General features: G+C 74.8%; 10 protein-coding genes. 7 read left to right on the top strand and 3 right to left on the bottom strand.

What is annotated here, in order from left to right; genetic code table 11:
* The 3 genes from SM793_RS31805 to SM793_RS31795 all read right to left on the bottom strand — a co-directional run.
* Positions 1–462 (bottom strand): agmatine deiminase family protein (locus SM793_RS31805; RefSeq protein ID WP_320441786.1); only part of this gene is annotated, 462 nt, incomplete at its 3' end.
* Positions 463–699: 237 nt separating this feature from the next.
* Positions 700–2,442 carry a serine/threonine-protein kinase gene (locus tag SM793_RS31800; protein WP_320441785.1) on the bottom strand — a complete coding sequence of 581 codons (1,743 nt, stop codon included), beginning with the start codon at positions 2,440–2,442 and terminating at the stop codon, positions 700–702.
* A 172-nt stretch (positions 2,443–2,614) separates the two neighbouring features.
* Positions 2,615–3,256, bottom strand: coding sequence for a TetR/AcrR family transcriptional regulator (locus tag SM793_RS31795; protein ID WP_320441784.1), 642 nt, complete (start codon positions 3,254–3,256; stop codon positions 2,615–2,617).
* 161 nt (positions 3,257–3,417) lie between these two features.
* Between SM793_RS31795 and SM793_RS31790 the strand changes: the two genes are divergently transcribed.
* The 7 genes from SM793_RS31790 (at position 3,418) to SM793_RS31760 (ending at position 11,018) form a co-directional block, all read left to right on the top strand.
* Positions 3,418–4,611 (top strand): agmatine deiminase family protein, encoded by a 1,194-nt coding sequence (locus SM793_RS31790; protein WP_320441783.1) that lies wholly within the window; start codon positions 3,418–3,420, stop codon positions 4,609–4,611.
* 111 nt (positions 4,612–4,722) lie between these two features.
* Positions 4,723–5,727, top strand: a complete 1,005-nt coding sequence (locus SM793_RS31785; protein WP_320441782.1) for an agmatine deiminase family protein — start codon at positions 4,723–4,725, stop codon at positions 5,725–5,727.
* A 28-nt stretch (positions 5,728–5,755) separates the two neighbouring features.
* Complete coding sequence (locus tag SM793_RS31780) at positions 5,756–7,408, top strand: ABC transporter substrate-binding protein (protein ID WP_320441781.1); 1,653 nt, start codon at positions 5,756–5,758, stop codon at positions 7,406–7,408.
* Positions 7,405–8,364: an ABC transporter permease gene (locus tag SM793_RS31775; RefSeq protein WP_320441780.1), complete on the top strand. Its 960-nt coding sequence runs from the start codon at positions 7,405–7,407 to the stop codon at positions 8,362–8,364. The genes SM793_RS31780 and SM793_RS31775 overlap by 4 nt, the downstream gene beginning before the upstream one ends.
* On the top strand, positions 8,361–9,215 hold the full coding sequence (locus SM793_RS31770; protein ID WP_320441779.1) for an ABC transporter permease: 855 nt from the start codon (positions 8,361–8,363) through the stop codon (positions 9,213–9,215). The genes SM793_RS31775 and SM793_RS31770 overlap by 4 nt, the downstream gene beginning before the upstream one ends.
* A complete protein-coding gene (locus SM793_RS31765) occupies positions 9,212–10,183 on the top strand; it encodes an ABC transporter ATP-binding protein (RefSeq protein WP_320441778.1) in 972 nt (323 codons plus the stop codon). Before SM793_RS31770 ends, SM793_RS31765 begins: the two co-directional genes overlap by 4 nt.
* Positions 10,176–11,018 (top strand): ABC transporter ATP-binding protein, encoded by an 843-nt coding sequence (locus tag SM793_RS31760; RefSeq protein ID WP_320441777.1) that lies wholly within the window; start codon positions 10,176–10,178, stop codon positions 11,016–11,018. The genes SM793_RS31765 and SM793_RS31760 overlap by 8 nt, the downstream gene beginning before the upstream one ends.
* Positions 11,019–11,197 lie beyond the last annotated feature (179 nt).

Here is an 11,197-nt window from a genome sequence, read left to right as displayed (position 1 = left end):
GACCGGCACGGTGTCCCGCGCCCACAGGTCGTCGACCGGGACGGTGAGCAGTTCGACGTCGGAGCCGCAGGCGTTGCGGGCCGAGGACTCCTGGCCGGGCCGGACGAGCAGGACCACCGGCTCGCGCTCGCCGACGGCCCGCGCCACCTCGGCGATGTCCTTGCGGACGGCGGCGAGGTGCTCGCCCCAGACGTCCTCGGAGGCGGGCCAGGACATCACGGTCCGCTCGTGCTTCTCCCACTCGGCGCCGAGCCGGCGCCCCTGTCCGGACGTGCCCCCGGGACCGCCTTGGGGACCGCCTTGGGGACCGCCGCCGGCCGGGCGGTCGGTGGCGGGGGAGGAGGGCTCGGCCGGGTCGATCAGGTCGTCCACGGCGGCGCAGCCGGACGCGCCGAGCGCGATCAGGCCGGCGCCGGCGAGCGAACGCAGGACGGTGCGACGGGCGGGGGAGGCGTGGGACACGGTGGACTCCGGTGGGGCTGGGAGCGGTTCGGTCCGGCGTCGAGGGGGCGGGGCTCCGGGGAGCGCCGGTGCGGCGCCGGGCCGGCGGCGGACGAGTTGTCCGGTATCGCCGGGGACTGCACTGTGGCACTGACTGAAAAATCAGTCAAGCTGCAGTAGGAGGCTAAGCCTCCGGCCGGGAGCAGTCCGGCCGGAGGCGGCGGGCGTGTTCAGCCGTTGCGGCGGTAGGGGGCGTGTTCAGCCGTTGCGGCGGTAGTGGTCCACGGACACTCTGACCGGCCCCTCGGTGCCCGCGGTGGAGAGCACCCGGACCACGGCGAGCGACCGGCCGTCGGCCGACCGGACGCAGAAGGACCCCCGGGGGCCGAGGGCGCCGAACGGCACCCGCCCGGTCGGCCGGCTGCTCAGTCCCTTGACGCACTCGGCCACCCCCAGGGCGGCGTCCCGGCCGACGTAGGAGTCGGCGGTCTCCGGGACCAGGAACTCGTTCTCGCCCCGGCCCAGGTACCAGGCCACGCTGTCGGCCGGGACCACGGTGCCGGTCGCGAGGTCGAACTCGTAGCCGGCGTCCGTCGAGGTCAGCTCGGCCGCGCGGTAGGCGACCGCGTAGTCGGCGCCCGGCGTCGGGGTCGCGGAGGGGGTCGGCGTGGCGGACGCGGTCGGCGTGGCCGGGGCCGGCGGGGAGGCCGGTGCGGAGGCGGACGCGGGCGCGCCGGGCGAGGGGGCGGCGGCCACCAGGTCCTCCGAGGTCGCGGCCTCCACCGTCTCCGGGCTGTCCAGCAGCAGCACCGTCGCCGCGGCGCCGACGGTCAGCGCGACGACGGCGGTCATCGCGGTGCGCCCGAGGCCCCGTCCGGGGCGCGGCCTCGCCCGGGCGCGGCTGGCGACCGGATCGCCGACCGGATCGCCGGTGGGGCCGTCGTCCAGGGGCGGCAGCGTCGGCGCCACCAGGGTCGGGGCCGCCGCCGACCGCGGGGCGAGCACCGTCGGGGCCTGGTCCGGGTCGCCGCCGGTGCGCCCACCGGCGGGCCCGCCGGCCGCCTCGGCCGGTACCCGCGGCAGCTCGGCGTGCCGGGTGATCTGGCTGGTCAGCGGGTGCGGCAGCCAGTCGTCGCCGAACCGCAGGTGCCCGGCGACGGCCGGGTGCTCGCGGACGGCGGCGATCACCGCGGCGGTGGTCGGGCGGTCCTCGGGCCGCTTGGCGAGGCAGCTCAGCAGCAGTCCGCGCAGGCCCTCCGGGACCGGGCCGAGGTCGGGCTCCTCGTGCACGGTCCGGTAGAGCGTCGCCGGGTCCGGGCCGTCACCGAACGGCGGGGCGCCGGTCGCGACGTGGACGGCCAGGGCGCCGAGCGCGTAGACGTCGGTGGCCGGGGTCGCGGGCCGGCCGGTGGCCTGCTCGGGCGCCATGTACGCGGGCGAGCCGATGCGCAGGCCGGTGCCGGTGAGCGCCCCCGCGTCGGCCGCCCGGGCGATGCCGAAGTCGATCACCCTGGGGCCGTCGGAGGCGATCAGGACGTTGCCCGGCTTGAGGTCGCGGTGCACCACCCCGGTGGCGTGGATCGCCTGGAGCGCCTCGGCGATGCCGGCGATCAGCAGCAGCACCGTCCGTTCGGGGAGCGGGCCGAAGCGCTGCACCACCTGCTGCAGGGACGGCCCCGGTACGTAGGTGGTGGCCAGCCAAGGGGTGGCGGCGTCCACGCCCGCGTCGACCAGCTGGGCGGTGAAGAGGCCGTGGATCCGCCGGGCGCTGGCCACCTCCTGGGCGAAGCGGGCCCGGAACTCCGGGTCCTCGGCGAGCTCGGGCCGGACCACCTTGAGGGCGACCGGCCGCCCGCCGGGGGTGTAGGACAGGTAGACCCGGCCCATCCCGCCGGCGCCGAGCCGGGCGTACAGCCGGTAGCCGCCGACCTCGCGGGGGTCGTCCGGGGTCAGCTCCTGGAAGACCGGCGGCGTGGTGAAGGGGGATCGGTCGGCGGGCATGCGGGCTGCCTCTCTCGGCGGGCTCGGCTGGGCTGGGCGCGGGCGCCCCGGCCGGGCCCGGGAGCGGCTGGGGCGGGGGCGAGCGGGCCGGGTGTGGGACGGGGTGGAGGCCGGACGGGCCCTGCGAGAGGGACGTCCGGCATGCGCGGTGCCGCCGAGTTTAGAGGTTTCGTCAGGATCGACCGAATCCGGCCCCGGTGCCCACTCCGGCCACGGCCGCCGGGCCGGTGGAAGCGGGCCGGCCGGGCCGGTCCAGTTCCGCCCCGATCGCCCCGCGCAGCAGCAGTCGGGCGTGCCCGACCGGCAGTGAGCCGCTGTGCCAGCGCACGCTGAGGCCCTCGACCAGCGCGGTCAGCCGCTCGGCGGCGGCCGCGTGGGCCGGGGCGGTGCCGCCGGGGTCGGCCCGGGCGAGCAGTTCGGCGACATCGTGCACCCAGGTGTGGGTGGTCCTCGCGAGGTCCTCGCGGAGGTCCGGCTCGAAGACCGCGGTGGCTCTCAACTCGCCCCAGGCGATGCTGTTCTCGCGCACGTCGACGGTGTCCTGGAGTTCCAGCAGCAGGACCTGTTCCAGGTCGGCCCTGGGGTCTTCGGTACGTGGCGCGGGGTCCGGCTCGGCGGTGTAGTGGTCGGCGCGGTCGCTGATGAAGTCCAGGGTCCGGCGCAGCAGTCCGGCCCGGTCGCCGAAGTGGTAGTAGATGAGCGAGGTGGACACGCCGGCCTCGGCGGCCAGCTCGCCCACCCGCAGTCCGCGGACCCCTCGGCGGGCGATCGCGCGGGTGGCGGCTCTGAGTATTTCTGTCCGACGGTCCGACATGGGCGCCCACTCTACGCGCTTCCTGGCTGGTCGGACCAGGTTCCTGATGATCGTTTCAGGGTTCTCGGTAAGCCTTGAATCAAATGCTTGACTGAATTTTCAGTTCGGTGCAGGATGCGGGGCAACCCCCACACCTCCCACCTTCTGCCAGGGAGCGCGCCATGCACACCCCCACCCCCTCGCGTCGCGGCCTGCTCCGGTTCGGCGCCGCCGCGGTACCCCTGATCGCCCTCGGTTCCGCCCTCCCGGCCGTCGCCCGGGCGGCCGCCGCCCCGGCGTCCGACAGCGCCGCCGCCCCGGCCGCCGCGCCGCTGCTGCGGATGCCCGCCGAGAGCGACCGGCACGACCGCACCTTCATGGCCTGGCCGGCCCTGCCCTCGGTCTGGCGGACCCAGCTGTCGGCCGTCCGCGACGACATCGCCAGGCTCGCCCACGAGATCTCCCGCTACGAGCCGGTCGTCGTGCTGGCCCGCCCCGGGCAGGCCGCCGACGCCCGCTACTACTGCGGGCCCGGCGCCTACCACCGCATCACCGTGGTCGAGATCTCCAACGACGATCTCTGGATCCGCGACTTCGGGCCGACCTTCGTGGTCGGGCCGGGCACGATCGCCGGCGTCGACACCAACTTCAACGGCTGGGGGAAGGACGGCACCCCCTACTACCAGCGGTACGCCGAGGACGCCGCCGTCGCGGGCACCCTCCTCGCCGAGTACGGGGTGGACCGGATCCAGGCCCCCTTCGTCGGTGAGGGCGGCGCCCTGGAGACCGACGGGGAGGGCACCCTGCTGGCCACCGTCAGCTCCTGGGTGAACCCCAACCGCAACCCCGGCAGGTCCCAGGACGAGGTCGAAAGCGCCCTGCGTACGACGCTCGGGATGGACAAGGTCATCTGGCTGGACGGCGTGGCCGGCCAGGACATCACGGACGCCCACATCGACTGCCTGGCCCGCTTCACCGCTCCCGGACGCGTCCTGCTCGACCGGCCAGGACCCGGCACGGACCAGGTCTGGGTCAAGGTCTACGAGCAGGCCGCGCGGGCCCTGCGCACCGCCACCGACGCCCGCGGCCGCGCGCTGACCGTGACCGAGCTGCCCGCCCCGGACCGGAGCCGGATCCGCGGCCGCGACCTCGGCAAGGAGTTCCTCGCAAGCTACAGCAACTTCTATGTGGCCAACGGAGCCGTGTTCGTCCCCCGGTTCGGCCACGCCGCCGCCGACGCGAAGGCCCGCGCCATCCTCCAGGCCGAGTTCCCGACCCGCGACATCGTCCAGGTCGACATCGACAACATCGCCTCCGGCGGCGGCGGGATCCACTGCGCCACCCAGTCCCAGCCGTCCGTCCCGCCGCTGCGCTGACCACCCCCGCACAGCCCACCCCCCGCACAGCCCACCCGCACCCGGCCGGCCGCCCCGCGCACCCGACGCACCGGCCGGGCCCGGCCGGACCCGAAGAGAACGAGGACCCCCATGACCCACCGCATGCCCGCCGAGTGGACCGAGCACGACGGCTGCCTGATGGCCTGGCCGGTCCGGCCGGACCTGTGGGGCGACAGCCTCGACGAGGCGAAGCGCGAGTACGCGGCCGTCGCCCTGGCCGTCGCGGAGTTCGAGCCGGTCACCATGGTGGCCCCGCCCGGCCACGGCGACGAGGCCCGCGCCCTGTGCGGCCCGGACCTGACCGTGGTCGAACTCCCCCTGGACGACTCCTGGTTCCGCGACTCCGCGCCGATCTTCGTGCTGGACGAGGAGGGCCGCCGGGCCGGCGTCGACTTCCGCTTCAACGCCTGGGGCCGCAAGCACCACCCCTGGGACGCCGACGACCGGATCGGCGGCCTGCTGCTGGAGCACCTCGACGTGCCGGCGATCCGCTCCGGGATGGTCCTCGAAGGCGGCGCGATCACCGTCGACGGCGAGGGCACGCTCATCACCACCGAGCAGTGCCTGCTCCACCCCAACCGCAACCCCGAGCTGGGCCGCCAGGAGATCGAGGCCGAGCTGCGGGCCCGGCTCGGCGTCACCAAGATCATCTGGTTGCCCTACGGCGGCGCCCTGGACACCGAGACCGACGGCCACGTGGACGGCGTCTGCGCCTTCGCCGCCCCCGGCAAGGTCGTGGTGCAGCTGCCCGCCGACCCCGGGCACCCCGACTACGTGCGGATGCGCGCCAACCGCACGGTGCTGGAGCACTCCACCGACGCCCAGGGCCGCCCGTTCGAGATCGTCGACATCACCCAGTCCGCCTTCGTCGAGGTGGACGACGCCCGGGTCGAGGTCGGCTACCTGAACTTCTACCTGGCCAACGGCGGTGTCGTCGTCCCCGTCGCCGACCACCCCCAGGACGCCGGCGCGCTCGCCGCGATCGCCGCCGCCTTCCCCGACCGCAAGGTCGTCGGCGTGCGGGCCCGGGTGATCGCCTTCGGCGGCGGTGGCATCCACTGCATCACCCAGCAGCTCCCGGCCGCCCGTGCCTGACCCAGCCAGCGAACGGAGAACCACCCTCATGACTCCCACCGCACCTGCCGGACGCACCCGGCCCCGGCGCCCGCTCGCCGTCGCCACCGCGCTGCTCGGCGCCGCGGCCCTGCTCGCCGCCTGCTCGGGGCCTCCCCGCGGCGGATCCGCCGACCGGGCCGACCTCCGGCTGTCGCCCTCCAGCCCGCCGGCCGCCGGCGACATCGACTCCTTCACCTGGGCCACCTACGCCGAGCCGCCCACCCTGGACTACCTCCAGGCCTTCGACTACCCGCAGAACACCGTCCTGTCCAACGTCTGCGAGAGCCTGATGCGCTGGACGCCCCGGCTCACCCTGGCCCCCGGCCTGGCCGAGAAGGCGTCCAACCCCGACCCCACCACCTGGGTTTACGACCTGCGCTCCGGCGTGCACTTCCACGACGGCTCGGTGATGACCGCCGAGGACGTCGTGTACAGCCTCGGCCGGCAGATGAACCCCGACAACGCGGCGGCCTGGGCGCAGTCCTTCCAGAACGTCGACACCGTCACCGCGACCGGCCCGCTCCAGGTCACTGTCAAGCTCAAGCGGCCCGACTCCCAGTTCCCGCAGTACATGGCCACCGCCGCCGGCGCCGTCGCCGCCAAGGCCGGGGTGGAGGCGGCCGGCCGGGACTACGGCACCAGCGGCAGCCTCGACTGCACCGGCCCGTTCGAGCTCGGCAGCTGGACCAAGGGCCAGTCGATCGAACTCCGGCGCTTCGACGGCTACTGGGGCGACCGGGCCAAGGCCGGCAAGGTCGTCATCCGCTTCCTCACCGACCCCTCCGCGCGCACCAACGCCATGCTCAGCGGCGAGGTCGACGGCGGCTACCTGATCCCCACCGAGAGCTACGACCGGCTCCGCGACGGCGGCACCGGCACCCTGTACTTCGGCGAGGGCCTCAGCACCGTCAACCTCAACGTCACCAGCATGGCCGGCCCGCTCGGCGACCTCCGGGTCCGCCAGGCGCTGTCGCTGGCCCTCGACCGCTCCGGCTTCGTCCGCACCGGCCTCTCCGGCGCCGGCACCGTCACCGGCTCGCTCACCACCAGAGCCGCCTGGGCCGGCCTGCCTGAGGACGTCCGCACCACCGCCTTCGCCCACCTCACCCCCACCACCCAGGACATCGAGCGCGCCAAGGCCCTGGTCGAGGAGGCCGGCGCGAGCGGCCGGACGCTCACCGTCGCCACCAGCAGCATCGGCCAGGACGTCTCGCTGCTCGCCACCGCCGTCCAGTCCGCCGGTGCCCGGATCGGCCTCAACATCCAGCTGCGGACCGTCGCCCCGAACGCCTTCACCTCCCTGTTCACCGACCCCGAGGCGCGCGAGGGCCTGGACATGTTCCCGGAGACGTACTACGACTCCATCACCGACCCGCTCGACCTGCTCGCCAACTTCCGCACCGGCGCCTACCAGAACTTCGCCGGCTACAGCGACCCGGCCTACGACGAACTGGTCGACCAGGCTTCCGCCGAGTACGACCCGGCCGGGCGCGGCGCCCTCGAGGCGCAGCTCCAGCGGACCGCCTCCGAGAAGCTGCTGTGGATCCCGGTCGCCGAGTGGCCCACCGCCGTCTTCCTGAACAAGCGCATCACCGGCGCCCCGACCACCATCTCCTACCTGTACTACCCGTGGGCCGCCGACGTGGGGGCCGCACGGTGACCTTCCTGCGATTCGCCGTCCGACGGCTGGTCGAAATGGCCGCCACCCTGCTCGCCGCCTCCTTCGTCGTCTTCGGGGCGATGTACCTGGCGCCGGGCAGCCCGGCGAGCTTCCTGCTGTCCGGGCGCTCCGCCTCCCCGGCCGCCCTGCGCGCGATCAACGAGCAGTACCACCTGGACGACCCCTTCCTGGTGCGCTACCTCCGCTGGCTCGGCCAGGTGCTGCAGGGCGACTTCGGACGCTCCCTCACCTACCGCACCGACGTGTCGGGCCTGCTCGCCGACCGCCTGCCCGTCACCCTGCTGCTGGTGGCCATGGCCCTGCTGGTGGTCGTCGTGATCGGACTGGTGCTCGGCTGGACCGGCGCCGTCCGCGGCGGCGCGACCGACTCCGCGATCCTGGTCACCACCACCCTCGCCGTCGGCACCCCCTCGTTCGTCGCCGCGGTGCTGCTCCAGGGCCTGTTCGCGGTCAAGCTGGGCTGGTTCCCCAGCAGCGGCGCGGGCGAGGGACTGCTCGACACGGCCTGGCACCTCACCCTGCCCGCGATCGCCCTCGCGCTCTACCTGATCGGCATGCTCGCCCGGGTCACCCGATCCGCGATGCTGGACGCCCTGGAGGGCGAGCACGTCACCGTCGCCCGCAGCCGGGGCGTACCCGAACGCGAGGTGATCCGCCGGCACGTGTTCCGCAACTCGCTGGGCACCGTGCTCACCACCGGCGGCCTGATCGTCTCCACCCTGCTGGTCTGCACGATCCTGGTGGAGTCCGCGTTCAGCGTCGGCGGCCTCGGCCAGCTCCTCGAACTCTCCACCACCACCAAGGACTTCCCGACCGTCCAGGCCATCTCCCTGATCATCGTGGCCCTGTTCATGACCGTGAACCTGCTCGTCGACCTGCTCCACCCGCTGGTCGACCCCCGGGTCGCCCTCGGCGCCAGGAGGTCCGACGCGTGAGTGCCGCCCTCACCCGGCGGCCCGGCCTCGCCCGGATCAAGTCCGCCCGCGCCCCGCTCTTCCGGATCTGCCTCGGCCTCGCCGCCCTGGTCGTGCTCGCCGCGCTGCTCGCCCCCTGGCTGGCACCCGGCGACCCGAACGCCGTCGACCTCGGCGACGCCCTCGCCGGACCCTCCGCCGACCACCTGCTCGGTGCGGACGCGGCCGGCCGCGACACCCTCGCCCGGCTGCTGACCGGCGCCCGCACCTCCCTCCTCGGCCCGCTCGGCGTGGTCGCCTTCTCCACCGTCGCCGGCGTGGCCGTCGGCCTCCTCGCGGGCTGGCGCGGTGGCTGGATCGACTCCGTGCTGTCCCGCGGCACCGAACTCGTCTTCGCCTTCCCCGGCATGCTGCTCGCCATCCTGATCGTCACCGTGTACGGCGAGGGCCTGCTCGCCCCCGTCGTCGCCCTCGCGATCGCCTACCTGCCCTACGTCTCCCGCCTGACCCGCTCCCTGGTGCTGGCCGAGCGCGCGCGGCCCTACGTCTGCGCCTACCAGGTCCAGGGGCACTCGGCCCTCCAGATCTGCCTGCGGCACGTCCTGCCCAACATCGCGCCGATCGTCCTCGCCCAGTCCACCGTCAACTTCGGATACGCCCTCATGGACCTGGCCGGCCTGTCCTTCCTCGGACTCGGCGTCCCCGCCCTCACCCCCGACTGGGGCCGCATGGTCTTCGACGGCCAGACCGCGATCCAGCACGGCTACCCGCTCTCCGCGGTCCTGCCCTGCCTCCTCATCGTGCTCACCGTCGTCGCCTTCAACGTCGTCGGCGAGCGCTGGGCCGACCAGGTCGCCCGGAGGACCACGTGAACGCCCTCGACGTCCGGGAGCTGCGCCTGCGGCTGCCCGGCACCGCCCGCCCGGTGCTCGACGGCGTCGACCTCACCGTCGCCCCCGGCGAGACCGTCGCCCTGGTCGGCGAGTCCGGCTCCGGCAAGTCCCTCACCTCGCGCGCCGCCCTCGGCCTGCTGCCGCCCGGCGCCGTCCCCGCCGGCGAGGTCCTCGTCGACGGCCGGGACGTCCTCACCATGGACGCCGCCCGGCTGCGCGAACTGCGCACCGGCCGGGCCGCGATGGTCTTCCAGGACCCGCGGACGGCCGTCAACCCGCTGCGCCGCATCGGCGACTTCCTCACCGAGAGCGTCCGCCTCACCGGCACCATGGGCGCCGCCGACGCCGACCGGCGCGCCGTCGAACTCCTCGACGCCGTCGGCCTCGGGCCCGAGCTGATGCGCCGCCACCCCGGCGCGCTCTCCGGCGGCATGCTCCAGCGCGTCATGATCGCCGCCGCCCTGATGGGCGACCCGGTCCTGCTGCTCGCCGACGAGCCCACCACCGCGCTCGACGTGACCAGTCAGGCCGAGGTGATCGCCCTGCTGGACCGGCTGCGCGAACGCTTCGGTACCGGCCTGCTGTTCGTCACCCACGACCTGGGCCTCGCCGCCGCCATCAGCGACCGGGTCTATGTGATGTACGCCGGCCGGATCGTCGAGTCAGGACCCGCCGAGGCCCTGTTCGCACGGCCCCGCCACCCCTACACCGCGGCGCTGCTCTCCTCCACCCCGCGGCTGGACGGACCGACCGGGCGCCTCGCCGCCATCGACGGCCAACCGCCGGACCTGCGGCAGGAGCTGACCGGCTGCGCGTTCGCCGCCCGCTGCCGGTACGCGACCGGCACCTGCCGGGACGAGGCCCCCGCACTGCGGCCGGCCCCCGGGCGGCCCGGGCAGCCGGCCGCCTGCCACCATCCGCTCGAAGGGAGCCCCGCCGATGTCTGAGGCAGCCTCCGGGACCGCCGTACCGGGTGCCGCCGCCCCGGGAGTCCCCGCCCTGGAGGTCAGCGGCCTGTGCCGGACCTTCGGCGCCGTCCGGGCCGTGGACGAGGTCTCCTTCACCCTCCCCACGGGCGGCTCGCTCGGCATCGTCGGCGAGTCCGGCTCCGGCAAGACCACCACCGCCCGGATCGTGGTCGGCCTCGAACGGGCCGACGCGGGCCGGGTCCTGGTGAAGGGCCGGGCCCGCACCGGCGGCGCGCGGGGGAAGGCCGAACGGCTGGCCCGCGCACGCGAGGTCCAGATGGTCTTCCAGGACCCGTACCTCTCGCTGGACCCGCGCACCAGCGTCGGGGCCGCCCTGCGGGAGACCCTGCGGCTGCACTTCCCCGGCACCGACCACCAGGCCCGGGTCGAGGAACTCCTCGATCAGGTCGGCCTCGGCACCCGGTCGGTCGAGGCGCTGCCCCGGCAGCTCTCCGGCGGCCAGCGCCAGCGCGTCGCCATCGCCCGGGCGCTGGCCGTGCAGCCGGCCGTCCTGGTCCTGGACGAGGCGGTCGCCGCGCTGGACGTCTCGGTCCAGGCCCAGGTGCTCAACCTGCTTGCCGACATCCGCGAACAGACCGGCATCGGCTACCTGTTCATCACCCACGACCTCGGCGTGGTCCGGTGCGTCACCGACGAGGTCGTGGTCATGCGGCACGGGCGGATCGTCGAGGCCGGCCCCACCACCGAGGTCCTCGCCGAACCGCGGCACGCCTACACCCGGCTGCTGCTGGAGTCCGTCCCCCGGCCCGGCTGGGATCCCGACCGGATCGCCGCCGCACGCCGGGCCCTGTGAGCCCCCGGCCCGGCAGACCCCGGCCCGGCAGCCGCTCGGGGTCTGCCGGGCCGGGGTCCCGTCCCGTTCCCGGGGCCGGCGGTGGCGGCCCCGGGATTCACCCCGATGGCGGGTACCTGCCGCAGCCGGGCCTGACCCGGCTTTCAGTAGCGTGCGGGACCGTACCCCCTCAGGCACCT

Source organism: Kitasatospora purpeofusca (genome assembly GCF_034043715.1).
Taxonomy (GTDB): Bacteria; Actinomycetota; Actinomycetes; order Streptomycetales; family Streptomycetaceae; genus Kitasatospora; species Kitasatospora purpeofusca_A.
The sequence above is the reverse complement of the archived record's forward strand: the minus strand, read 5'-3'. Positions and strand labels throughout refer to the sequence as shown.

What these genes read in the sequence shown, in the direction of transcription:
- SM793_RS31800 (WP_320441785.1), bottom strand. Translation starts at nt 2,442, where the DNA reads ATGCCCGCCGACCGATCCCCCTTCACCACGCCGCCGGTCTTCCAGGAG.
- SM793_RS31795 (WP_320441784.1), bottom strand. Translation starts at nt 3,256, where the DNA reads ATGTCGGACCGTCGGACAGAAATACTCAGAGCCGCCACCCGCGCGATC.
- SM793_RS31790 (WP_320441783.1), top strand. Translation starts at nt 3,418, where the DNA reads ATGCACACCCCCACCCCCTCGCGTCGCGGCCTGCTCCGGTTCGGCGCC.
- SM793_RS31785 (WP_320441782.1), top strand. Translation starts at nt 4,723, where the DNA reads ATGACCCACCGCATGCCCGCCGAGTGGACCGAGCACGACGGCTGCCTG.
- SM793_RS31780 (WP_320441781.1), top strand. Translation starts at nt 5,756, where the DNA reads ATGACTCCCACCGCACCTGCCGGACGCACCCGGCCCCGGCGCCCGCTC.
- SM793_RS31760 (WP_320441777.1), top strand. Translation starts at nt 10,176, where the DNA reads ATGTCTGAGGCAGCCTCCGGGACCGCCGTACCGGGTGCCGCCGCCCCG.